Source organism: Aeromonas sp. S19(2024) (assembly GCF_041402625.1).
Classification (GTDB): domain Bacteria; phylum Pseudomonadota; class Gammaproteobacteria; order Enterobacterales; family Aeromonadaceae; genus Aeromonas; species Aeromonas caviae.
On sequence record NZ_JBGLQU010000004.1, the window covers coordinates 164251 to 187621 of the forward strand.

Consider the following 23371-nt stretch of genomic DNA (forward strand, 5'->3'; position numbering starts at 1 on the left):
GAAGGAGGCGTGCTGTGACCCCGTGCTGAACCGTCGAAAGAGGGGGGTACTCAAGTTGGCCTGCATTTTGCTGTCTCCGGCCCATGGCGGGGAACCCATCCCCGGAGCCGGCGAGGCCGGCAGTGAGCGTGGAGCCTTCATGGATATCAAACCCTATGGTCATCAACTCGCCCAGAGCGCGTCCCAGAACCGTGCCCTGGCGACCCTCAGCGACAGCGATGACAAGCAGAGCGGCTGGTCTCAGCAGGTCAGCCTCTCCAGCCAGGTGCTGACCGGCAAGGCGCAGCAGGCGCTGACCTACGAGCATCTGGCCAGAAACGGCAAGAACACAGTCCTGACCGGTGGCGTCAAGGATGCGCGGGTGCAGCAGATGGTGGACAAGGCCCTGGGCTTTGATCGCAAAAAATTTGACGATCTCGAGCATCAGCTCAAGGGGATAGCGGATGACAAGACGCTCTCTGCCGAGGAGCGCGAAACGCAGAGCAAGGACCTGGCCGCGCAGCGCGATGCCATGCTCAAGGAGGCCATGGATCGCCTCACCGGCAAATCCGCCTCCCAGGCATGATGTGATTCAAACGGCAATCCTTGGGCGTTAAAGGCAAGGGGTTGCCCCCTTGCCACGGGGCTGGCAGGCCGTGGTCAGGGCTCAGGGATTCTGGGGGGCGATCCCGATGGCGATGGCGGTGGTCTGCACGGCTTTGATCTGGTCCCCCTTGGCGATGAGGGCGAACTGGGCCGGATCCTGCACCTTGAGGGTCAGGGTATGGTCGACCCCCTTGACCCGGATGGTCTGGTGCGCCTTGTCCACGTCGATGACGTCGGCATAGATGGTTACCTGCATGCCGGCGCCGGCAGCGGGTTTCTCTCCGGCGGCCGCCTTGCCCCCTTCTACTTCCACCACCCGTTTTCTCACCCCGGCGGTGCCCTTGAGCAGGGTCAGGTCCAGCAGTTGCAGATATCTCAAGGCCACGACATCTCCCACCTTGAGCTGGGGAAGGTTGGTCACCTCCTCCCCGGCGATCAGATCCAGGGTCTGCCCTTCGGCATTTTTCAGGCTGACCTTGCGGGTGGCCAGGTCGATGGCGGTGACGGTTGCCCTGGCCGTCAGTTCTTCGGCCAGACTGGCTTGTCCGGGGGCCACGGCCACATGGGTGGTGACCTCTGCGGCATAGAGCAGGGGAGGGGCACAGAGGGTGAGGGCACCCGCAATCCAGGCGTGCTTCAGTTTCATGATAGAGACCCTGTGAGTGGGAAAGGGACCCCGGGAGGGGTTTGAGGGGGCGACGAACTCGTCTGCCCGCTATCACCATAGCAAAGCCGGGCAGGAGCGCCCGGCATCGGCAGGCTGGCATCGTATTTTTGACGACAGGCTCCCGTTTTTGACCTGATGGCACGGCAGGCGCACAATTCCCCGGCATGCAATCAACCGAGGGCTCTGCCGTGTACAACTTCCAATATGCCAATCCCACCCGCATCTGTTTTGGTGAAGGCCAGATCGCCAGGCTGCCCGAGCTGGTCCCGGCCGGCAGCCGTCTGCTGGTGCTCTACGGGGGTGGCAGCATCAAGCAGAACGGGGTCTATGAGCAGTTGACCCAGGCGCTGGCGGGCCGGGAGTGGCTGGAGTTTCCCGGCATCGGCGCCAACCCCCAGTACGATCAGCTGATGGAGGCGGTGGCCCTGGTCAAGCGCGAGCGCATCGACTTCCTGCTGGCGGTGGGTGGCGGTTCCGTGGTGGATGGCACCAAGTTCGTGGCCGCCGCGGCCTGCTTCGAGGGGGACGACCCCTGGGAGATCCTGCGGGACAAGGCCTCCATCAAGGGGGCGCTGCCGCTCGGCTGTGTGCTGACCCTGCCGGCCACCGGTTCGGAGAGCAACCCGGCCGCCGTGGTGAGCCGGGGGGAGGCCAAGCTCTCCTTCTACAATCCGCTGGTGCAACCGGTGTTTGCGGTGCTGGATCCCGCCACTACCTACAGCCTTCCGCCGCGCCAGGTGGGCAATGGCGTGGTGGATGCCTTCGTCCACATCCTCGAGCAGTACCTCACCTTCCCGGTGGGGGGCGAGGTGCAGGACCGGCTGGCGGAGGGGCTGCTGCAGGTGCTGGTGGACAACGGTCCGCGGGCGCTGGCGGAGCCCACCAACTACCAGGTGCGCGCCAACCTGATGTGGGCGGCCAGCCTGGCGCTCAACGGCCTCATCGGTCGTGGCGTGCCCCAGGACTGGTCCACCCACGCCATCGGTCACCAGCTCACCGCCCTGCACGGGCTGGATCATGCCCAGAGCCTGGCTGTGGTGTTGCCCTCCCTGCTGCGGGAGCAATCGGCCCAGAAGCAGGAGAAGCTGGCCCAGTTCGCCGAGCGAGTATGGCACTCCAGCCGCGAGGACAAGGCACTGCGGATCGAGGAGGCCATCATCCGCACCGAGCAGTTCTTCCAGCAGATGGGGGTGGGTACCCGCCTCGCCGACTACGGGCTGAGCGAGAGCTGCATCCCCGCCATCTGCTCCAACCTCAAGCGTTTCGGGCTGACCGCCCTCGGGGAGCAGCAGGACATTGATCCCGACAAGGTAGCCAGGATCCTTTCCCACGCGCTTTGATCATCTGGCTGACGGCCGGAAAAGAGAACGCCCCGATCATCGGGGCGTTTTGCAGGGTGTCACCAGGGCACCGCCGTTTATTCGGCGCTGCGGTCCAGCTCGCGCTCCAGCGCCGCCGCCTTCTGGCGGGCCGGATGGGTGTTGAGGCGCTGCCAGTAGGCCTGCAGATGCGGGAACTGGGCCAGCTGGCCGCTCTGGGCCAGCAGATCCACCAGGAAGGAGTTCAGGATGTCGGCGCCGGTGAGGCGATCGGCCACCAGGTAGCGGCGGCTTGCCAGCACCTCATCGAGATAGCCCAGCACCTTGGCGCACTCGGCTTTGGCGTAGTCCGGCAGGAAGCGCATCGGGCTGCCATCCTTGCGCACGAACATGTCGAGCAGCAGCGGCAGAATGCCGGAGCTCTCGGCGAAGTGGAGCCACTGCAGGTATTCGGGATACTCCGGGCTGTCGGTGGCCGGTGCCAGCCGGTCCGGGGCGTGGCGGGCGATCAGGTACTCTGTGATGGCACCGGATTCCGCCAGCACCCGGCCGTCAAACTCGATGACCGGCGACTTGCCGAGAGGGTGGACGGCCTTGAGCTCGGACGGCGCCAGAAAGGTAGCGGCATCGCGCTGGTAGGCCTTGATCTCATAGGGCAGGCCCAGCTCTTCAAGCAGCCAGATGATGCGCTGGGAGCGGGATTTGTTCAGGTGGTGCAGGACTATCATGGAAACCTCGACGCAGTGACGGAAGGCGGTGATACGCAGCGCCCCGGCAGCAGGTTCACTTATGGATGAAAAAGAGCGGGCGTGGTGCCCGCTCCTTCGTCGATTGACTCAGGCCTCCAGCGCCTGATCCAGATCCGCCAGTATGTCCTCGATGGCTTCGATCCCCACCGACAGCCGGATCATCTCAGGTTTCACTCCAGCCTTGGCCTGCTCCTCTTCGCTCAACTGGCGATGGGTGGTAGAGGCGGGGTGGCAGGCCAGGGACTTGGCGTCGCCGATGTTGACCAGCCGCTTGAAGATCTTGAGGGCATCGTAGAAGCGCACGCCCGCCTCGTAGCCCTCCTTCAGACCGAAGGAGAGGATGGCCGAGGGGCGACCGGCCATGTACTTCTCCGCCAGCGGGTAGTGGGGGTGACCCGGCAGACCGGCGTAGCTGACCCAGGCCACCTTGGGGTGGTGCTTGAGGTGGTGGGCCACCCGCAGAGCGTTGTCCACGTGGCGCTCCATGCGCAGGCTCAGGGTTTCCAGCCCTTGCAGCAGCAGGAAGGCGTTCATCGGCGCCAGCGCCGCCCCGGTATTGCGCAGCGGCACGGTGCGCACCCGGCCGATGAAGGCCGCCGGGCCGAAGGCCTCGGTGTAGACCACCCCGTGATAAGAAGGCTCGGGTTGGGTCAGCTGGGGGAAGCGCTCGGCGTGATCCGCCCAGGGGAACTTGCCCGAGTCGACGATGACGCCCCCCAGGGAGTTGCCGTGGCCGCCGACATATTTGGTCAGGCTGTGCACCACGATATCGGCGCCGTGTTCGATGGGTTTGCACAAGACCGGAGTGGCGACCGTGTTGTCGACGATGAGCGGCACGCCGCGGGCGTGGGCCACCTTGGCCAGGGCGGCGATGTCGACGATGTTGCCCGCCGGGTTGCCGATGCTCTCGCAGTAGACCGCCTTGGTCTTGTCGTCGATGAGGGCGGCGATGGCCTCGGCGCTGTCATCCTTGGCGAAGCGCACCTCGACCCCGAAGCTCGGCAGCATGTGGGCGAACAGGGTGTAGGTGCCGCCATAGAGCTGGGGGGTGGAGACGATGTTGTCACCGGCGGCGGTCAGCGCCTGGATGGCGTAGGTGATGGCGGCGGAACCCGCCGAGACCACCAGGCCGGCGATGCCCCCTTCAAGGGCGGCCATCCGCTGCTCCAGCACATCGTTGGTGGGGTTCATGATGCGGGTGTAGATGTTGCCTGGCACCGCCAGATTGAACAGATCCGCCCCGTGCTGGGCGCTCTCGAACTCGTAGGCCACCGTCTGGTAGATGGGCACGGCAACGGCCTTGGTGGCGGGATCGCTGGAAAAGCCGTGGTGCAGGGCCAGGGTCGCATCTTTCATCACACACTCCTTGTTGGATGTCACCATTATGGATGGATAGACGTCCAATCTAGCAGTCCTGGCGCCGATGTAAACCACCCATTCCGGCAAAGCAATGCCGGGGGATGGCGGTGACCGGATGGCGTCGGTGACGGCAACCTCAGAGACGGCGGCGATACTCCCTGTCGTCTATCTGGTGCATGTCCCACTGCATCAGGCGGTTGAGCTGCACCATGGGATCTTCGACCAGCGTCAGAGGGCGGGGCAGGATCCTCAGGAAGTAGCGACGGAGGGTTTGCTGGATCCGGTTCGGTTTGAGGGGGGTGGCATGGCTCATGATGGTGCTCCTGTGCTGTGGTTCTCACGTTCGCCAGCAGTATTGAGCTAAAATGCGGAAGTAAAAACTGATGACTTTCAGCCAATGGATTTCCTCTTTTATGCCTACTAGCCGCCTTTATCAGCAATTTCAACGGCTCGCCCAGCAGCTTGGCTGCGACGAGCGGGAAATCAGCCTCGCCGAGGTGGCGGACCTGCTCTGCTGCACCCCCCGCAATGCCCGCCTGCTGCTGCGCCGCATGGAAGGGCAGGGCTGGCTGTGCTGGACGGCGGAGGCAGGGCGGGGGCGGCGCTCCCGCCTCACCCTGCTCGACAACCAGGAGAGCCTGACCCGGCGCCGATTGCGGGATCTGCTGAGCCAGGGCCAGCTGGCGCAGGCGGTACGGCTGGCCGAAGATCGCCTCGATCTGCTCACTCCGCTGCTTATCGAGCAGCTCGGCCAGGCCACCCGGGAGGGGCGCCAGATCCTGAGGGTGCCCTACTACCGGCCCCTGCCCGGTCTGCTGCCCACCGCGCCCTTGCGCCGCTCCGAAATTCACCTGAGCCGCCAGATCTTCAACGGTCTGACCCGGCGAAACGAGGAAAATGGGGAAATAGAGGGGGATCTCGCCCACTACTGGGAGTGTCTGGCCCCCTGTCACTGGCGCTTCTATCTGCGCCCCGTGGTGCGTTTTCACCATGGCCGCGAACTGGTGGTGGAGGATGTGATGGAGAGCCTGCAGGCCTTGCGGGATCGCCCGCTGTTCGCCCATCTGGCACGGCTGGAGAGCCGCTGGCCGCGCACCCTGGACATCCATCTCGACAGCCCGGATCCTCTGCTGCCGCACCTGCTGGCCGAGCCGGTGGCGGCCATCCTGCCGCGGGAGCTCAAGGGGGAGGCGAATTTCGCCCTGCAGCCGGTGGGCACCGGCCCCTATCGGGTGAGCGCCAATGATCCCCTGCACCTGTGCCTCGAAGCATTCGACGACTACTTCGGGCTGCGGGCCCTGCTCGACGAGATCGACATCTGGATGCTGCCGGAGCTGGCGGAACGGCTGGAGAGCCACGTCAGGCTGGGCAGCGACACCCCGGAGCTTGGCTCCATGCGCGGGGAGTCCGAACTGGAATCCGGTTGCTACTTCCTGCTGCAGGACGACAGATCGGCCCCCCTGCAGGACCCGACCCTGCGCCAGTGGCTGACCCGGCTGCTCAACCCCATCGCCCTGATGGCCCGGGTGGCCCCCGAGCTGCAGCGGGGCTGGACCAGCGCATTGGGCCTCCTGCCCCACTGGCGCGAGAGTCTGCCTTTTCCCGAGCCCGGCCCGGTCAACCTGCCAGCTCGGCTGGTACTGGCCTGCTTCAACCAGCATCTGGAGTTCAACGAGTGCGCCAGCGCCATGAGCAGCCTGCTGGCAGAGCAGGGGATCCAGCTCGAGGTGCGTACCCTGGACTACGGGCGCTGGGTGAGCGGGGAGGATGAAGATGTGGATCTCTGGTTCGGCACCCTCAACCTGGAGCATGAGCACGCCTTCGCCCCTTACGCCTGGCTTCAGGGCACCCCCTTGCTGCGCCGGGTGTGGGGCGGCCAGCAGGCCCTGTGGCAGGGATTGACGCAGTGGCGCGCCCATGGTGAAGAGCCCGGCCCCCGCGCCCTGCTGGCCGAGGTGCAGCGCCAGAGCTGGTTCGTGCCGCTGTTTCACCACTGGCTGGAGCTGGAGAGCCGGGTCGGCGTGCACGGTGTGCGCATGACGGCCCTTGGCTGGTTCGATTTTCGCAGCGCCTGGTTAAAGCCCGAGCAGGTGGCGCAGGAGCCGGAAACCGGCGGTGGCTCTCACCCCCAGGCAGGGACGCTTGAGTCGGACGGGTTGGCGCGCTAGCCTGTGCGCGGTCCTAACAAGGAGTCGACATCCATGCTGGAAATGCAGATCCAACCCCGTTTTCAAGAGACGGACGCCCTCGGCCACATCAACAACACGGTGCCGGCGGTCTGGTTTGAATCGGCCCGTGATCCCCTGTTTCGCCTCTTCTCGCCCGAGCTGGATGTGCATGACTGGCATCTGATCATCGCGGGCTACACGGTGCAATTCAAACGGGAGCTGTTCTATGGCCAGATGGTGTCGATCAAGACCGGCGTGCGGTGTATCGGTACCAGCTCCTTCACGCTCTGGCAGGAAGCCTGGCAGGGCGGCGAGCTGGCGGTGACCGCCGAGACGACCCTGATCCATTTTGACTACCGGACCCGGCAGTCCATCCCTTTGAGCGAGGCTCACCGGGAGGGACTGAGGACCTGGCTGGTAGAGAGTTAATCCGGCCTTCGGGCCCACCACAGGACACTTATGCGCACAACCGCGATCGCCCTGAGCCTCGGCTTGGGACTGGGACTCTGCTCCCTGCCTTCATTCGCCGCCTCCCTGGCCGAGCAGTTCACCCTGATGGAGAAGGGGGCCGACAGCGCCCTCGATACCCGCTTGTTCAGCCACGATGGCGTTGACATCAAGGCCTGGGTCGACGGCACGCCCGTCATCATCGCCGTGCCCATCCTGAACGAGCAGGGCAAACAGGAAGGGGAGAGCCGTTACTACTTCAAGGGCGGCAAGCTGTTCGGGGTGAAGGAGCCCGCCGCCCAGTTCGCCTTCGATGACAGTGGCAAGCTGACCCAATGGCTGGACGACAAGGGGCAGCCTGCGGAGTTTGTCAGCAAGATGAGCATGCAGCAGCGGGAAGCCTGGCTGACCAGACGGGCGGCCGAGCTGGGCGGGTTGTTTGCACCGAGCACCGCCGAGGAGAAGGCTGACAAGGGGGGCGTCAAGTTCAAGGGGGCGGAGCTCGCCCAGTGGCTTTGCAATGGCAAGCTGATGGCGCTCGCCGGAGGTGACAAGGTGACCTTCGAGCCGGCCAAACTCAAGAGGAGTGCAGAGGGCATCAAGGGAGAGGTTTCCCTGCGCCAGGAGAAGGGGTGGCAGGATCTCTGCCTCACCTGCGAGGTGCAGGGCAACCGGGTGACTCGCCTCACCTGGCAGCCGCTGCCGGGTGCCAACAAGCCGCAGTAAGGGCGGCAGCGTCAAAGAATGGGGGCCCACTTGCGGGCCCCTTTTTCATGCAGGTTACTGCTCGTCCAGGGTGAGCCGGGTGAGGGCCTCCACCCGTCGCCACTGACCGGGCTCGAACCAGCGTGCCAGGATCTCCGGCTGCTGGCTGACCCGGGCCTCGGCAGGCAGGGGCCTGATCTCGGCCAGATAGCCGGCCAGCTGCTGCTCGAACGCCTGCTGGCTCTCTGCCAGCTGGTGCAACCGGTCTGCCGCCTCCGGTCCCAACTGTTCGCGCAGTGCGGCGTCACGCCCTGCTGCGGGGAGTTGCTCCAGAGCCTGCAGATCGCCGAGCAGGCGGCTGTTGGCCTCCGCCTCCCGAAACCACTGGGGCTGCTCCGCCAGCCAGAGCTCCAGCTCGCTCGCCAGCAGCGGCTTGTCGGCATCGCTGGCCTCCGCCAGCGCCTTGCGGCGCAGGGTCCACTGCTCCATCAGCCTGTCCTCGGCAAACAGCTGCTCCTGCTCGGCTGGGGTGAAACGCTGCCTGCGCAACTGTTCGCGCTCGTCGAACAGCTTCTGCAAGCTGGCGAGGCCCGGATCCGTCGGCACCGTCAGGCTGCCCTCAGCCCCGAGAAAGGCTTCATGGCGGGCCTGCAGCGAGGACTTATCCGATGGCGGTGCAGCCTGCCTGACCAGAGGGGAAGCGGGCCCGGCATGTTGCGGCGAAGGGGCGGTTGCGTCAGCGGAGGGCCAATACTGCCAGCCCCCCAGCAGCAGGGCCGCCGCCAGCGGAGCGGCCATCAGCCATGCCCTGTTCATAGTCCCAGCCTCTGCAGGCGGTTGGCGTGCTGGCGATAGAGGTTGACCGGGTCGGTCTCGAACAGGTGGCGAATGCCGAACGACTGGTTCACCTCGTCCAGATGGTTCATGCGGTAGTGGGTACCGATCACCTTGCCGAGGTGGCTGCTGCATACCCCGACCAGGCCGTCACTGGGCTCCTTGAAGAAGCTGCCGGTCAGCGCCAGCGCCGGATCCACCGGATCCAGGATGTTGGTCATGGTGCCGCGTCCGCTCCAGGAGAAGTAGTAGACCCCGTTGGCGGCCTGCATGGGCCCTTCGCCGCAATGCTGGCTCGGCAGCCCTTCCGGATAGCGCTGGTTGAAGCGCTGGGCGCCGGTGCTGGTGAGGGCGTCGAGGGCGGCGAGGGGATCCTGCGGCAGCTGGCTGCCCCCGGAGAGCAGCGAGATGACCCCGGACAGGGCCGAGGCGGCGGCCACCGCCAGACCTTCGGCCGCCGAGCCCGGCGTCACCTTGGCCCGCACCAGGTCGGCGATCTCCGAGCCATGGTTGACCCCGCCCACGCTGGTGGCGGAAGCGACCAGCTCGGGGGCGACCGAAGCGACGTAGCGAATGGTGGGGCCACCGTGAGAGTGGCCGATGAGGTTCACCTTCTCCGCCCCCGTGATGGCGAGCACCTGCTGCACCTGCTTGAGCAGCTGTTCACCGCGCAGCTCCGAGCTCTGGGTGGCGGAGACCTGGGCCACGTAAACCTTGGCGCCATCCCGGGTCAGGGCCTGGGGGATGCCGTAGAAGTAATCGACCCCGAGCAGCTTGTCGAAACCGAACAGACCGTGCACCAGCACTATGGGGTAGCGGGTCTGGGTATAACCGGCCCCCTGACCCAGCATGGGCAGGGCGCACAACAGCATCAATAGCCATCTTTTCATCTTCACCGTCCTTGTGAAAAAACCGGCTGCATTCTGGTCGTCACCGGGGCAGCCACCGGCCTCATGCCAGTACCGGCAGCATGGTGGCTGAACTCAGATGTATCTGTGGATGGGATCACTAAACCGGGGATTGCAGAAAAACCCTACCCATATGGGCAAAAAAGGCGGCACCAACTATTCCTTGTGTCTGCCCATTAAATAAGTTAAATAATAATTATTATCATTTGAGTGGTCGAGTCATGACGGGAACCTGGGTGAAGGGGTGGGTCGGTACCACCGGAGCGGACAGCAGCATGGCGCACTGGAAGGCGCAGACCCTGAGTGGCAACCGTCATTTCGATGCGGGGGAGTACGCCAGGGCGCTCGACTGCTATCAGCAGGCGCTGTGGCTTGCCCGCCAGCAGTTTGCCGACTGGCACGATGCCGACGAAGCGGTGGCGGCCCTGGTGGTGGCCCATCACAACCTGGCGGATCTGCTGGTGGCCATGACCCTGCCAGATCGGGCCGCCGACCTGCTGTGTCACATCCATGATTGCCTGCTGGCCACCAGCCAGTCCCCTACCAGTTCCGCTGCCCTGCGGGAGGCGGCTGTTCGCCACGCCCGCAGCACCCGTACCGAGCTGCTCGCCTTTCTGGGCAAACACGGTCATCACGACGGCATCCAGCGCAGCCTGGGTCAATGTCTGTGTCAGACCGGCTCTGCCCATCAACTGCATTGAGCCCAACAGGAGAGACAATGAACATGAGCCATACCCTGCCAGCCCTTCCTTACGCTTATGACGCGCTGGAACCCCATATCGATGCAAAGACCATGGAGATCCATCACAGCCGTCACCATCAGACCTACATCAACAACCTCAATGCCGCCCTGGCCGATCTGCCGGAGCTGGCTGCCCTGCCGCTGGAGGCATTGCTTGCCCGTATCGACAGCCTGCCGGCCCAGGTGCAGGGGGCGGTGCGCAATCACGGCGGCGGTCACGCCAACCACAGCCTGTTCTGGCAGGTGATGAGTCCGCAGGGCGGCGGCGAGCCGGACGGCGAGCTGGCCGCAGCGATCGAGCGGGATCTGGGTGGGCTGGAGGCCTTCAAGCAGGCCTTTACTCAGGCGGCGCTGAGCCGTTTTGGCAGCGGCTGGGCCTGGCTGGTGGTCGATGGGCGCGGCAAGTTGCAGGTGGTGAGCAGCGCGAACCAGGACAGCCCCCTGATGGAGGGGCTCACCCCCATACTCGGGCTGGATGTGTGGGAGCATGCCTACTACCTCAAGTACCAGAACAAGCGTCCCGACTACATAGCCGCGTTTTACAACGTGATCGACTGGGATGAGGTGGCACGGCGTTATGTGGCAGCGCTGGCCTGATCGCCGGAAATACCGAGCCCAATGAAAGAGACCCGCCTGTTGGCGGGTCTCTGCTATTGAGGAGTCAGTGTGCTGCCAGTGGCCGGCGCCGCGCTGGCGGCAGCCGGATTATCCACGGGCGTAGCTTCGCTCGGCACGGCTGCACTGGTGGCCAAGGCACTGCTGGTTGCAGCCGCTGCACTGGTGGCGGTTGCCGCGCTCACGGCCGCGGCCTGCTTGGCTTTCGGCTGATGAGGGGGCGGTGCAATGGGCAGGCAGGGCTGGCTTGCCCCTATGGTGCTCAACGCCTGGCAGGGGACCGGGCCGCCGATGACGATGGGCTCGCCGAGGAACTTGGGACCCTTGTCCAGCACGTAGAGGTCCAGCAGCCCCATCAGGCGGGCGAACACCTCGCGCACCCGGGTCTTGATGCCCTGATAGGCGCTGGGATCCACGGCGTTGAAGCCGACCGCCTCGATGCCGAAATGGCGGGCGATGAAGATGGCACGCTCGTTGTGAAAGGCCTGGGAGACCACGGTGAAGTGGGCCTGACCGAACACCTCCTTGGCACGCACGATGGAGTCCAGAGTCCGAAAACCGGCGTAGTCGCTATAGATGGCGCTGGCTGGAATGCCGGCCTGGATCAGGGCCCGCCGCATCTGGCGCGGTTCGTTGTACTGCACGGTGGCGTTGTCGCCGGAGACCAGGATGTAGTCCACCTTGCCGTTGTTGTAGAGCTCGGCGGCGGCCTTGATCCGGTATTTGAAGTAGTGGTTCGGGCTCCCGCCAATCAGGTATTTGGAGGTGCCGAGCACCAGGGCGACCCGGTTGTAGGGCACCGCGTTGACGTCGTCGTAGGTGTAGTGACGGGCGTCCGAGACGGTCCACTCGCTGTAGCCAAGCAGGGCGGCGATGGAGGCCAGCAACAGGCAGAGGCAGGCGAGCAGGATCTTGGCAAACTTCTTCATGCGCGGTGCGGTTCGGGTCTGAAGTAAGAGAAGACAGGGGGCCATTCTATTACAAGTTGTTGTGGCGCGTCAGGTTTGATGGCGGCGCAGGGGCTCACTCGGGCAGAGGTTGTCGCAGCGTGCGCCATGATCCCGGGCATATCAAACGGCGCCATAAACAAGGGGCGGCCATGGCCGCCCCTTGTCATCGTCGTCTCGTCCTCAGTGGGAGGAGTCGTTGGCCTTGCACTCGTCGGAGTCCTTGTTGGCTTCCCACCAGGGCAGCAGCTCGCGGCCGAGCCACTGCTGGTAGGCCTCGCTGTCATTGGCAATCAGCTGGTCCAGCTCGGCTTCGAAGGCACTCATGGCCTGCTCTCGATCCGGGTTGCGCAGGGCCTGGGCCATGGCCAGCCAGCTGGCGCCGCGACCGGTTTCGTTCAGGAAGCGGTGTACCGTGTAGGACCAGGAGTAGACCATCTCGCCGCCCTTGTCGTAATCCAGGTGCAGGATGTCGGCCAGGGCCGGACGATCGCTGGCCGGGCGGCCGGCGACGTTGTCCAGACCACGGGTGAAGCACTGGCCGTGGGCGATGAATTCCGCCAGCCCTTCCGACCACCAGGTGGTGCGGTTGAGCGGGTAGTGGCCGAAGCTGCCGTACTGGTTGAAGCGGCCGTCCAGGTAGTGCACGTACTCGTGGCGCAGGTTCCACACCTGGAACGCAGGGCGTTTCCACTCCGCCTCGTAGGCGAAGAAGCGGGCCTGGTTGCCGGGGCGCGCCGGATCCCCTTCGAGGTAGATGCCGCCGTTGTCGGTGGAGACGCCGCCAAACAGAGCACTGCCGTAGCGTTTCCAGTCGGCGGAGGAGTTGAAGACCACCAGTTCCAGCGCCTCGTTGTGATCATCCACCACCGGCTGCCAGCCGGTCTCCATCTGCTGGTGGAACTGCTGCTCTTCGGCACCCAGCTCACGACAGATGCCCTCGGCCTGGCTCATGGTCAGATCCTGGGCCCGCAGGCGCAGGGTCGGCGAGCAGGTGTGCTCGAAGGGCAGCACGTCCTCCACCCGGACAGGGGTGCAGAGCCCGGCGAAGTCACCGCTGATGCAGGCTTCGCTGGTGCGGTCCGTGTAGGTCAGGTAGTAGGTGGAGAGGGTCAGCGACATGTCTTCCAGCAGGTCCTGACTCTGCTGGCCACCGGGGATCAGGTCGTGGTGGCGAACCAGTGCGATGACGGAGTCATCCAGCAGCTTGCGGTAGCCGTCGAGCTCGTCCGGGCGGGTATAGCGGGCGACCCGGTAGAGACGGGTGTAGGCATCCAGCACGTTGTTGAGCAGGAACAGATCGGCACCATCCCTTCCTTGCCACAACGCGAGCTCGCTCATGCCGAGGGCGTGCAGCTGCTTGCGCAGCTCGCCATCCTGCTGGCGGAAGTCGTTGGCGAAGGGGTCGCTGTAGTCGCTGGCGAAGTCGAGGAAGTTGAGCAGATCGAACAGACCGGTTGCCCAGGCGTGCTGACCGTTGATCTCGCTGGCATGGCGGGTGCTGTAGGCCAGCATCTGGTTGAACTCGCCGAGCAGGGTGCCAAAGCGGCTCTGCACTGCCGGGCTCTTGAACTGACCGTGCAGAGCGATGCTCCAGGCTCCCATGACGGCGCCTACTTCGTCGCTGGCCTGCTCCGGGAAGAGCAGCGGATGGGCACCGAGTGCCGTCAATGCCTCGGCCAGCGCCTCGGCGGCAGCCGGGCCGTCTTCCTTGTGCTTGCCGTAGTTGTGGTAGTTGTGGGCACGCACGTATTCCAGCAGCAGCTTCATGGCCGGATGAGCCGGCTGATTGGCCGCCAGCAGGCGCTGGATGCCGCGGGACACGGCCAGCAGCTTGGTGTCATCGTGACCATAGTTCTCCTGCCAGACCGGGGCGGGCTGGCCACTGGCGTCCTGCACTATCTTGGCTGCGTCGGCGTCCAGCAGCTCGGTGCCCGGCAGATCCGGCTCGGAGCAGGCGCGGCCGTCGGCACGGCGACAGTCGAGCAGCTCTTCCTTGCTGGCCAGCACGATGGGGCGGTTGAGCACCCGGCTCTCCTGCCACTCGGTTGTCTCCGGCAGGGTCTGCCATTCGCTGCCCCCCACCGGGTATTGATAGCCGGTGTCCTTCAAGACCACCTGCACTTCGCTGCCAGCGGGCAGGGTTTGACGGCACACCCGGTAGCTGATGGTCTTGTCCCCTTCCTGACGGGTCTGGGGTTCATCGCACTCCTGCTGGGCCTTGATCTCGTCCAGCAACCAGGTGTACTGGCGCCAGACGTGCAGCTCGCTCACCTGCTTGGCGGCCTGGCTGCCCGCGATGGGCTGCAGGCGGAAGAAGATCTGCTCGAGGCGACCATCCCGTTCATTGGGGGTCTCTTCCAGCACCTTCAATTGCTGCCAGTTTTGCGGCTGGTACTGCCATGCCTGCTCGGCGCAGCGACCTTCGGCGTTGAGCTCGCAGCGATCCAGCTCCTGCTCGCTGTGACCCAGGATGACCCGCTCAGCCAACGGCAGACGATCCTGACGCGGCGCGGTCGGGGTGCCCGCCAGCGGCTCCCAGCGGCCCTGCTTCATGCCGTAGCCATAGTCATAGCTGCTGGCCGGGACGGCCTTGCCGGCCGGTACCACCTCTTCACAGCTGAGGTAGCGGATCTGCCAGCCCTGCTCGATCTTGAGCTTCGGCTCGCCGCACTGCTGCTCTGCCAGCGCAGCCAGGTTGGCATCGCGCCAGTCGAAGCGGCGATACACCCTCAACTGCTGATAAGGGGCGTCGCCGCTGCGGGCGCTCAGTTCAAAGGTCACTTCGGTGAGACGATCCCCCAGCTGACGGCTGGATTCGCCTTTGAGTTGATACTGTTGCCAGTCGGAGGGGGAGTAGTTGGCCAGCGCCGAAGTGGCGAGCAGGCCTGGGGCTGCCAGGAGCAGCAGCCGGGGAGAGAGGTGCTTCATCATGATCCCTTTGGTGGATGGAGAGGCGTGGGGACCAGAGAGGTTATTGGGCTCCAAAGGAATATCAATTGGCCAGATGGCGCAGCGAAATGATGCATTCGGGAGCAAACAACATAAAAACAGCCCCAAAGGGGGCCGTGTTGATAGCAAGGACTCCGCCCCATATGGGGGAGGCGTCACTCCTCTTGTCGCAAGCTGCGGGCGAGCAGGGTGCGGGAGGGTTTCAGATTGCCGCCGAGATCCGGCCAGGGATGCCACTGGTCCGGCACCATGAAGCCGGGTAACGACAGCCTGATCCAGGCGGCCAGCTCGGCAGGGGGGACTGGTTCGCCGTGCCAGTCGATGAAGGCGGCGGGCCTATGCCCCCACTCGTCGCTTGGCACCGGCACCACCAGGGCCTGGGCCACGGCGGGGTGATCCACCAGCCGCTGTTCTATGGTCTCGGGCTGGATGTTCTCCCCTCCCGAGATGAAGAGGTTGTCGAGCCGCCCCTCCACCACCAGATCGCCCCCCGGAGTGAGGCGGCCCTTGTCCCGGGTGTGGAACCAGCCCTCTTCATCGAGGGGGCGCACCAGATCGCCCTCCCTGAAATAGCCGGCAAACAGGGTCTCACCGCGCACGCAGATCTCCCCCTGGCGGATGCAGACCTCCCGCCCCGGCAGCGGGCGACCCACCACGCCGGCGGCGCAGGGTTGCCCGGTGCAGACCTGGCTGCCCATCTCGGAGAGGCCATAGCTCACCTTGGGCTCCAGCCCCAGAGCGGTCAGCCGGTTGACCAGGGGCGCCGGGATGGCGGCGCCCCCGAGCAGCAGTTCTCGCACCCGGGTGCGGGATGGGTCGAAGCCCTGTGCCAGCAGGCGCCAGAGCTGGGTCGGCACCAGCGAGAGGTGGGTGATGGGCTGATCCTCTAGCCGCGCCTTGAGGGGCCGGGTGCGATCGTCCAGCACCAGGGCGGCTCCCGCCAGGAAGACCCGGAACAGGATGGCGTAACCGCCGACGTGAAACAGTGGCAGGGAGAGCAGCCAGCCGCAGGCTTCGTCCAGGGGGATCAGGGTGGCGGAACCCCGGGCCGAGGCGAGGTGGTTGGCGAGGCGGTGGACCACCGCCTTGGGGGTACCGCTGGATCCCGAGGTGAGGATCATGTTGTTCGGCTGGTCGGGTACCAGCGGGGACTCCCCATCTGCGGCCAGCTCGCCCGTGAAGTCGAGGCTGAGGGCTTGCCAGTCGCCCGCCGGGATCTCGCCTGCCGACCAGAATGCCCGGGCCTCGAGCTGGCTCGCCAGTATGCTGTGTCTGGTTGCCGGAAAGGCGGGATTGAGGGGGCAGAAGACGATGCCGCTGCGCACGCAGGCCCAGGCCAGCAACACATCCTCCAGGGCGCCGCGCACCACGGCGGCGAGATGATCTCCCCGTTCCAGCCCGGCCCGGGCGAGCTGATTGCACAGGCTGTTGAGGCGCAGGTCAAGGCGCTGGTAGCTAAGAGGCTCCCCGCTATGGATGGCAATGCGATGAGGGGCCAGTGCCGCCCAGCGTCGTACCGGGCAGGTTTCCTGCCGTGGGATCTGACGGGTCACCATGGGTCAGTCACGGTGAAACAGGGGGGCCATCCTGCTCGGATCGGGTTGCCCCTGCTTGTCCAGCAGATCCCTGGCCAGCCAGCGGCGGGTATCGAGGCCAGGGGCCTGATCCGGCGCCCACTCCCCTGCGAGGCGGGCGAGCTGGCCGAGGCCGAGACCGGACTCGAAACAGGAGGAGACGATCACCTTGAGCTTAAGTTCGCGAGCGCGGGCCACCAGGGCCTCGCTGTTGGCGAGGGCGCCGAGCAGGGTCGGCTTGAGCACCAGGGCGCGCAGTTGCGGGATGGGCTCCCAGGGCTTGCCCTGGGCCAGCAGTTCATCCAGCGCCACCGGCATGCCGGTGCGGCTGGCGACGAAGGCGATGTCCTCGAAGTCGGCGCACAGATCTTCGAGGTATTCGATGCGATTCGGATCCAGGTGGCCGCAGAAGGCCCAGGCCTCCTCGCGGGTCCAGCCCTGGTTGGCGTCCAGAACCAGTTTGAGATTGGGGCGCCGATCGAGCAGCAGCCGGATCAGCGCCAGCTCGTCGCGCATGGGGTAGCGGGCTACCTTCAGCTTGGCCTTGAGGGGGGTCTCGTGCAGCCACTGCTTCCAGTTCTTGAGCAGCTCCTGGGGGGAGCCCTGGATCAGCGGATAGGGCTCGGGCAGGGGGGCACCCTGCTCGGGCCAGCTACGACGGGCGCAGTCGAGCCCGAACTGCACCGAGGGCAGCTGTGGCGTCGGGGTCTGTCCCCGCGCCAGCTGCGCCAGACAGTCGAGGGCCTCGGCCTGGGCGTCGGCCAGGGTCTCTTTGGAAAATCCTGGCAGGGGGGCTATCTCCCCCCAGCCATCGTCGATGCGTACCAGCAGGCCCTCGCGCGCTACCTGCAACTGACCGTGAAAGGCCAGGGGCTGGGTAAAGGGCAGTTGGTAGCGGTAGAGGGCGAGTGTCATCAGGGATTCCGCTTGTATTTGGAGAAGTCGGGACGGCGTTTCTCGTTGAATGCGTTGCGCCCTTCCTGACCCTCTTCGGTCATGTAGAACAGCATGGTGGCATTGCCTGCCAGCTCCTGCAAACCGGCCTGGCCGTCGCAGTCGGCGTTGAGGGCCGCCTTCAGGCAGCGCAGGGCCATGGGGCTGTGTTGCAGCATCTCGCGGCACCAGCGCACGGTTTCACGCTCCAGCTCGGCCAGGGGCACGACGGTGTTGACCAGCCCCATGTCGAGGGCCTGTTTGGCGTCGTAGAGGCGGCAGAGGAACCAGATCTCCCGAGCCTTCTTCTGGCCGACGATGCGGGCCATGTAGGAGGCGCCCCAGCCGCCGTCGAAGGAGCCCACCTTGGGGCCGGTCTGGCCGAACTGGGCGTTGTCGGCGGCGATGGTCAGGTCGCACATCATGTGCAGCACGTGGCCGCCACCGACGGCGTAGCCAGCCACCATGGCCACCACGGGTTTGGGGCAGGTACGGATGTCACGCTGGAAGTCGAGCACGTTGAGGTGATGGGTGCCTTCATCGTCCTTGTAGCCACCGTAGTCGCCGCGGATCTTCTGGTCGCCGCCGGCGCAGAAGGCCTTCTCGCCGAAGCCGGTGAGGATGATGGAGCCGACCTTGTCGTCGTAGCGGGCATCGGCCAGGGCTTGCAGCATCTCTTTCACGGTACGGGGGCGGAAGGCGTTGCGCACCTGGGGACGGTTGATGGTGATCTTGGCAATGCCCTCTGGGGACTTGTGATAGAGGATGTCCTCGTAACCGGCGGAGCAGTCGTGCCACTCGACAGGGGCATAGAGCTCGGCTTCCGTCATTGCTTCAATCATGGATCTTCTCTTCTGGTTGGTGAGCCCACTCCCGCAGGAGCCGGGCAAAGGTATCGGGCTGGCTTGTGTGCAGATTGTGTCCGCCATCCAGAGCCAAGTGTTTGATATTGCAGCCTTGCTTTACCAACTGGCAAGCGAGGGCATGGAATTTGTGATCCCGGCTGCCGGAGACCCACTGCACCGGCAGCCGGGTATCCCGAAGCCAGGGGGCGAGATCCGGCTGTCGCCCCAGGGACGTGGCCCTCAGCATGGCGGCCACGGCCTTGCCGTCGTTGCCAAGGCGGCGTGCGGCCTGGCGGGTGCGGGCATCGTCGTCCAGGTCGGCGAAGACGCCCTGGTGGTACCAGTCGGCAAGCACCCGGGTCAGGGGCTCGCACTCGAAACGCCGGGCCCAGGCTTCATCGTGAGCGATGCGGGCCGGACGTTCACCGGCAGGCAGCCCGGGGTGGCAGTTCTCCAGCAGCAGGGCCTGCAACCCCGCCGGGGAGTGGCTGGCGTGATGAAGCGCGAGCCGCCCCCCCAGCGAATACCCCACCAGCCGGTAGTGGGCGATATCCCGAGCGGCCAGCTCGTCGCAGAGCCAGCGATGGGCCTCGTCAAAGCCGCTCACCCGCAGTGCCCGGTTGCGGCCGTGGCCCGGCAGATCCAGGGCATGGCACGGGACGCCGGGCAGGGCCTGGATGACAGGTCGCCAGTCGTCGGCGTCCCCCAGCAGGCCGTGCAGCAGCACCAGCGGCGCGGCGGGATCAGAGACCACGGATAGCGGCTCCCAGTGCCTTGAGATCCTCGGCGACTTCACTGCTCGGTACCTTGATTTCAATCAGGGTTACCCCGTTTTTCAGGGCTGCGGCATAGTCCCGCTCAAATGCGTCGAGGGTGGTGGGGGCCCGGTAGTGCAGGCCGAACATGGCGGCGGCGTGCTCGAAGTGCAGGCCGTGGGGCAGGCAGTAGTAGGTCTCCAGCAGGGCGTCCTGGGTGGGCACAGGCAGCATGCGGAAGATGCTGCCGCCGTCGTTGTTGAGCAGGATCACCACCAGGGGGCGGCTCCCCTTGCCGAGCAGCGCCAGGCTGTTGAGATCGTGCAGGGCGCTGAGATCCCCGAGCAGCAGGGTGGTGGGCTCGCGACTGTCAGGCGGGACCGACTGTGCGAAGCCGTATGCGGTGGCGATAAGGCCATCGATGCCGGAGGCGCCGCGGTTGGTCATCACCCGGCTGGGGCCCTTGCCCACCTCGCCCAGCATGTCCATCAGCCGGGCCGGCATGCTGTTGCCGACGAACAACTGACCCTGGATGAGCTGATTCAGGCGGTGGCACACCCCGAGCTCCGAGAAGCGATCACAGGCGGTGCGGATCTGCTGGCTGATGGCCTGCTGGCGCGCGGCCAACTGGTGCCAGGGCTGCTGCGAATGGGGGATTGGATGGGCGGCCGCAAAGGCGGCGGGGTCGCACACCAGGCGACGGCGCAGCCGATAGTCGGGGTCGAGGCGTGCCGGCTGCGGGTCCACCAGCCAGTAATCCTGCCAGGGGTGTTGTTTGATGAACTGGCCGAGGCGCTTGGAGATGAGGCGGGCACCGAATTGCAGCAGTACCTCGGCGCGGGCCAGCTCGGCCACGAAGTCGCTGTGTTGCAAGGCAAGATCCGTGTGGACGAGGTTGCGATCATCGAAGCGGATCTGGCTTTGCAGATCCGCCAGCAGGGGCCAGCCGAGGCGGTCGGCCAGCTCGGCCACCACCTTGCCTTGCACCGGATCCTGGATGCGTCCGGCGACGATGACACCGCGCTTGCCCTTCAGCTCATCCCAGTCCGGTTGGGCGGGGCAGCCCGGCTCGCCCGGCAGCCAGGGGCTCCAGGGCTTGGCCGAGTGCAACCAGTCGCCGAGGGGCGCCAGGTAATCGGAAAAGTCCAGATAGTGGTCGCCGGGGTAGAGGGGCTCGGGGTACATGCAGTTGAAGTGCACCGGCCCCGGGGTGTGTGCCTGTCGGGCCAGGGCCTGATCCACCGAGCTCAGCACGAAGGCCGCCGGAATGGCGGGAGTGGGGCTCGGCAGATTTTGCTGATAGACGGGGTAGCGACCGAAGATCCCCGGCTGATCGATGGCCTGGTTGGCCCCGTTGTCGATGAGCTCGGGTGGCCTGTCGGCAGAGAGAATGATGAGCGGGACCCCGGTGAGCTGGGCTTCCGCCACCGCGGGCCAGAGGTTGGCCACCGCGGTGCCCGAGGTCATGATCACCGCCACCGGGCGGCCGCTCCCCTTGGCAAGCCCCAGCGCCATGAAGCCCAGACCCCGCTCGTCGAAGTGCAGGTGGCGGCGAAAGCCCGGGTGGGCTGCGGCGGCCATGGTGAGCGGCGCCGAGCGGGAGCCGGAGGCCAGGGCGATGTCGCGCACGCCGAGGCGAAAGAGCTCTTCCAGCAAGAGGGAGGACCAGACATGGTTGAAGGTGGCGTGATGGCTGGCAAAGGCGTGATGCGCGGACACGTGGCTGGCGGACATGAAGCTCTCGCAGTGAGGAGTCGGTGAGAAACGCTATCCCAGCAGGGAGAGCACGTTGGCGATCTTGTTGTCGAGTTCGGCCCATTCGGCGGCGGGCTCTGATCCCGCCACTATGCCGGCACCGGCGAACAGGCTGATGCGCGGGCCCCTGATCCGGGCGCTGCGAATGGCGACGGAGAACTCCGAGGTCTCCCGGCTCAGCATGCCGCAGGCACCGGCATACCAGCCGCGATCATGGGGCTCGCATTCACGGATGAAAGCGAGCGCTGCCTCGCGGGGGGCGCCCCCCACGGCGGGAGTGGGGTGCAGGGCAGCCAGCAGTTGCCAGTCGCAGACGCCGGGTTTGAGCTCGGCCTCGATGTCGCACTTGAGGTGTTGCAGCAGCCGCAATTTCAGAATGCGCGGCTCGGTCAGGGTGGCATCGGTCGTGAGGGGGGCCAGGCGGCTGAGAATGTCGGCGTGAACCAGCCGGTTCTCCAGCCGGTTCTTGCTGTCGGCCAGCAGCTCGGCGGCCAGGGCCGCGTCGGTCGCCTCATCCCCGGAACGGCGAATGGTGCCTGCCAGCGCCTCGGTAAAGAGGTGGCCCTTCTCCCGGCGGTAGAGGCGCTCGGGGGAGCAGGAGATGAAGCTCTGCTCGGGGGAGAACTGGAAGCCGAAGTGGAAGCACTCCTGGGCGTGGCGGGCCCACTGTGTCAGCAGGGACCAGGGGCAGAGGGGCGCATCGTGCGCCTCGCTCTGGAGCAGGCTCTCCCGCGACAGCACCACCTTGGGGGTGCGGGCCTGGAAGTCGGGGGCCGTGACCTGCTCCACCAGGGTCTGCCACTGGGCAGGGCCCGGCAGGTCCTGGCGCTGCCATGGCCGCTTTTGCAGGGCGGGCAGGGGGGCCTCGGGTTGCAGGGCATCGAGCGCCGCCTCGGCGGCGCAGAGTTCGGTTTCGAATGCGTGACCCTCTTCCCGGGCGGGCAGCCAGAGATTGAGGCAGAGGCTGGTGCACTCCCCCCGGCGTACCAGCTCGATGCGGGGCAGCACGAAGCGGCAGGGGCCAAACCCCTGCCAGCCGGGCAGATCCGGGTCGAACGCCAGACCGCCGTAGTAGCGAGGGCTGTCTTCACTGGCCGTGCCGGCAAGGTCGCAGACCCGCTGGATATCCTCCGGCCGGGTCAGCTCGTGAATGGCGCCAAGCGCCACGTACTCGGGGCTCTGTTGCCCTCTGGCGCGCCAATAGATGCGGGGGTAGAGCGTCTGGGCCGCCAACCAGCCGGGAAAGACGTTGACGTGAGCGGCCACGCGCAGTCGCACGAAACCGCTGACAGTGCTGTGACGCAGGGCGTCCAGTTGTTGCTTGAGGTGGGTCTGAGCCAACATGGATGTCTAGTCTGAGCCGGATAATCGCGATCGCTCCGGGGGAGGATGGCGCAGGTTGATGCCAAAGGGCGACGATTTCCTATATATTATCTGCCCATTCGTCCATGTAAATTGCCCGGGGGAGCCGACGCCCCCGCGCAGCCAAGTATACCTAAATCCGGTTCGATAACCCTTAACACGATCAATATCTGATTGTTTGGCCATCACAATATGACAAATACCTTCTCTGTTTGGTTGCTGGCGGCGCGTTTGCGAACACTGCCCCTGGCGTGCTCCTCCATCTTGCTGGGCTCGGGGCTGGCAGCCAGCCGGGGAGCGTTCGACGGCACCATCATGGGGCTCTCCCTGCTGACCGCCATCCTGCTGCAAATTCTCTCCAATCTGGCCAACGACTATGGCGATGCGGTCTCCGGTGCCGACAACGGGGAGCGGATCGGTCCCCAGCGCGCCGTGGTTTCCGGCCTCATCACCCGGCACCAGATGTGTGTGGCCATGGGGCTGACCGCTCTGGCGGCCGTGGTGAGCGGCCTCTCCCTGCTGGTCTGCGCCTTCGGGGAGGCGTGGCAGCAGATCCTGACGTTCATCCTGCTGGGGGGAGCGGCCATCGTCGCGGCCATCACCTACACGGTGGGCAAGAGCCCCTACGGCTATCGCGGCTTCGGGGACATCTCGGTGTTCCTGTTCTTCGGCCTGCTGGGGGTGCTCGGTTCCTACTACCTCTTCACCCATAGCCTGGAGTGGGACCTGTTGCTGCCCGCCACCGCCTGCGGCCTGCTGGCGACTGCCGTGCTCAACATCAACAACGTGCGGGACATCGAGACCGATGCCGCCAGCGGCAAGATCACCCTGGCGGTGCGCCTTGGCCGCAACCGGGCCATCGCCTATCACTGGGTCTTGCTGGGGGCGGCGCTGCTGGCGACCATCGCCTTCCTGCTGACCCAGCCTGCGAGCCTCTGGCCCTGGATCTTCCTGCCCGCCATGAAGCCCCTCACCGATGCCGCCCGTACCCTGCGAGAGAGTTTCGATGGCGAGGTGCTGACCGGCGCCCTCAAGAAGACCGCCATCAGCGCATTTCTGTTCAGCCTGCTGCTCTCTGCCGGGCTGGCGCTCACCTGAGGCCGACGCGTTTGGCAATGAAAAGGGCTCCCGAACGGGAGCCCTTTTTGCT

At 65.7% G+C, this 23371-nt stretch carries 22 protein-coding genes; 8 read left to right on the forward strand and 14 right to left on the reverse strand.

Annotated elements, in window-relative coordinates:
- Positions 1–139 precede the first annotated feature (139 nt).
- Positions 140–565 (forward strand): hypothetical protein, encoded by a 426-nt coding sequence (locus ACB037_RS10280; RefSeq protein WP_336592533.1) that lies wholly within the window; start codon positions 140–142, stop codon positions 563–565.
- A gap of 81 nt (positions 566–646) precedes the next feature.
- Here the strand turns inward: ACB037_RS10280 and ACB037_RS10285 are convergent, their stop codons facing one another.
- Positions 647–1231 carry a hypothetical protein gene (locus tag ACB037_RS10285; RefSeq protein ID WP_336592532.1) on the reverse strand — a complete coding sequence of 195 codons (585 nt, stop codon included), beginning with the start codon at positions 1229–1231 and terminating at the stop codon, positions 647–649.
- 185 nt (positions 1232–1416) lie between these two features.
- On the opposite strand from ACB037_RS10285, the gene ACB037_RS10290 reads away from it, so the two are divergent.
- Positions 1417–2592 (forward strand): iron-containing alcohol dehydrogenase, encoded by a 1176-nt coding sequence (locus ACB037_RS10290; protein ID WP_371175307.1) that lies wholly within the window; start codon positions 1417–1419, stop codon positions 2590–2592.
- Positions 2593–2669: 77 nt separating this feature from the next.
- Here ACB037_RS10290 and ACB037_RS10295 read toward each other — a convergent pair whose 3' ends face one another.
- The 3 genes from ACB037_RS10295 to ACB037_RS10305 all read right to left on the reverse strand — a co-directional run bounded on the left by ACB037_RS10295 (position 2670) and on the right by ACB037_RS10305 (position 4992).
- Positions 2670–3299, reverse strand: a complete 630-nt coding sequence (locus tag ACB037_RS10295; protein ID WP_371175308.1) for a glutathione S-transferase family protein — start codon at positions 3297–3299, stop codon at positions 2670–2672.
- Positions 3300–3407: 108 nt separating this feature from the next.
- Positions 3408–4676, reverse strand: coding sequence for an O-acetylhomoserine aminocarboxypropyltransferase/cysteine synthase family protein (locus ACB037_RS10300; protein WP_104451963.1), 1269 nt, complete (start codon positions 4674–4676; stop codon positions 3408–3410).
- A gap of 139 nt (positions 4677–4815) precedes the next feature.
- A complete protein-coding gene (locus tag ACB037_RS10305; RefSeq protein ID WP_080767934.1) occupies positions 4816–4992 on the reverse strand; it encodes a hypothetical protein in 177 nt (58 codons plus the stop codon).
- Positions 4993–5092: 100 nt separating this feature from the next.
- Here ACB037_RS10305 and sgrR point away from each other — a divergent pair, with 100 nt between their 5' ends.
- From sgrR to ACB037_RS10320, 3 genes are read left to right on the forward strand one after another with little or no spacing between them, the layout of a single operon-like run.
- Positions 5093–6847: an HTH-type transcriptional regulator SgrR gene (gene sgrR, locus ACB037_RS10310; RefSeq protein ID WP_371175309.1), complete on the forward strand. Its 1755-nt coding sequence runs from the start codon at positions 5093–5095 to the stop codon at positions 6845–6847.
- 33 nt (positions 6848–6880) lie between these two features.
- Positions 6881–7276: a thioesterase family protein gene (locus tag ACB037_RS10315; RefSeq protein ID WP_202044547.1), complete on the forward strand. Its 396-nt coding sequence runs from the start codon at positions 6881–6883 to the stop codon at positions 7274–7276.
- 30 nt (positions 7277–7306) lie between these two features.
- Entirely contained in the window at positions 7307–8020 is a 714-nt protein-coding gene (locus ACB037_RS10320; RefSeq protein ID WP_128296363.1) for a hypothetical protein, read from the forward strand.
- Between the two features lie 54 nt (positions 8021–8074).
- On the opposite strand, the gene ACB037_RS10325 is transcribed toward ACB037_RS10320, so the two are convergent.
- Both ACB037_RS10325 and ACB037_RS10330 read right to left on the reverse strand, forming a co-directional pair.
- The gene (locus tag ACB037_RS10325) at positions 8075–8815 is read right to left on the reverse strand and encodes a lipase secretion chaperone (RefSeq protein WP_371175310.1); all 741 of its coding nucleotides are present in this window, start codon (positions 8813–8815) and stop codon (positions 8075–8077) included.
- Complete coding sequence (locus tag ACB037_RS10330; protein ID WP_039039783.1) at positions 8812–9723, reverse strand: triacylglycerol lipase; 912 nt, start codon at positions 9721–9723, stop codon at positions 8812–8814. The genes ACB037_RS10325 and ACB037_RS10330 overlap by 4 nt, the downstream gene beginning before the upstream one ends.
- Before the next feature lie 293 nt (positions 9724–10016).
- Here ACB037_RS10330 and ACB037_RS10335 point away from each other — a divergent pair, with 293 nt between their 5' ends.
- Together ACB037_RS10335 and ACB037_RS10340 are read left to right on the forward strand one after the other, a co-directional pair.
- Entirely contained in the window at positions 10017–10442 is a 426-nt protein-coding gene (locus ACB037_RS10335) for a hypothetical protein (RefSeq protein WP_029313599.1), read from the forward strand.
- A 23-nt stretch (positions 10443–10465) separates the two neighbouring features.
- Positions 10466–11080 (forward strand): superoxide dismutase, encoded by a 615-nt coding sequence (locus tag ACB037_RS10340; protein ID WP_111896553.1) that lies wholly within the window; start codon positions 10466–10468, stop codon positions 11078–11080.
- A gap of 53 nt (positions 11081–11133) precedes the next feature.
- Here the strand turns inward: ACB037_RS10340 and ACB037_RS10345 are convergent, their stop codons facing one another.
- The 8 genes from ACB037_RS10345 to ACB037_RS10380 all read right to left on the reverse strand — a co-directional run bounded on the left by ACB037_RS10345 (position 11134) and on the right by ACB037_RS10380 (position 22203).
- Positions 11134–12072: a vancomycin high temperature exclusion protein gene (locus ACB037_RS10345; protein ID WP_111896545.1), complete on the reverse strand. Its 939-nt coding sequence runs from the start codon at positions 12070–12072 to the stop codon at positions 11134–11136.
- 156 nt (positions 12073–12228) lie between these two features.
- Positions 12229–14976: a collagenase gene (locus tag ACB037_RS10350; protein ID WP_275873783.1), complete on the reverse strand. Its 2748-nt coding sequence runs from the start codon at positions 14974–14976 to the stop codon at positions 12229–12231.
- Between the two features lie 176 nt (positions 14977–15152).
- Positions 15153–16553: an o-succinylbenzoate--CoA ligase gene (gene menE, locus ACB037_RS10355; RefSeq protein ID WP_275873785.1), complete on the reverse strand. Its 1401-nt coding sequence runs from the start codon at positions 16551–16553 to the stop codon at positions 15153–15155.
- A 3-nt stretch (positions 16554–16556) separates the two neighbouring features.
- Positions 16557–17486 carry an o-succinylbenzoate synthase gene (gene menC / locus ACB037_RS10360; RefSeq protein ID WP_103858691.1) on the reverse strand — a complete coding sequence of 310 codons (930 nt, stop codon included), beginning with the start codon at positions 17484–17486 and terminating at the stop codon, positions 16557–16559.
- On the reverse strand, positions 17486–18346 hold the full coding sequence (gene menB / locus ACB037_RS10365) for a 1,4-dihydroxy-2-naphthoyl-CoA synthase (RefSeq protein ID WP_039039779.1): 861 nt from the start codon (positions 18344–18346) through the stop codon (positions 17486–17488). The genes menC and menB overlap by 1 nt, the downstream gene beginning before the upstream one ends.
- Positions 18339–19103, reverse strand: coding sequence for a 2-succinyl-6-hydroxy-2,4-cyclohexadiene-1-carboxylate synthase (menH, locus tag ACB037_RS10370; RefSeq protein WP_275873787.1), 765 nt, complete (start codon positions 19101–19103; stop codon positions 18339–18341). Before menH ends, menB begins: the two co-directional genes overlap by 8 nt.
- Positions 19093–20838 carry a 2-succinyl-5-enolpyruvyl-6-hydroxy-3-cyclohexene-1-carboxylic-acid synthase gene (gene menD, locus ACB037_RS10375; protein WP_275873789.1) on the reverse strand — a complete coding sequence of 582 codons (1746 nt, stop codon included), beginning with the start codon at positions 20836–20838 and terminating at the stop codon, positions 19093–19095. Before menD ends, menH begins: the two co-directional genes overlap by 11 nt.
- Positions 20839–20871: 33 nt before the next feature.
- The gene (locus ACB037_RS10380) at positions 20872–22203 is read right to left on the reverse strand and encodes an isochorismate synthase MenF (RefSeq protein ID WP_275873790.1); all 1332 of its coding nucleotides are present in this window, start codon (positions 22201–22203) and stop codon (positions 20872–20874) included.
- A gap of 210 nt (positions 22204–22413) precedes the next feature.
- On the opposite strand from ACB037_RS10380, the gene ACB037_RS10385 reads away from it, so the two are divergent.
- Complete coding sequence (locus ACB037_RS10385; RefSeq protein ID WP_029313608.1) at positions 22414–23319, forward strand: 1,4-dihydroxy-2-naphthoate polyprenyltransferase; 906 nt, start codon at positions 22414–22416, stop codon at positions 23317–23319.
- Positions 23320–23371 lie beyond the last annotated feature (52 nt).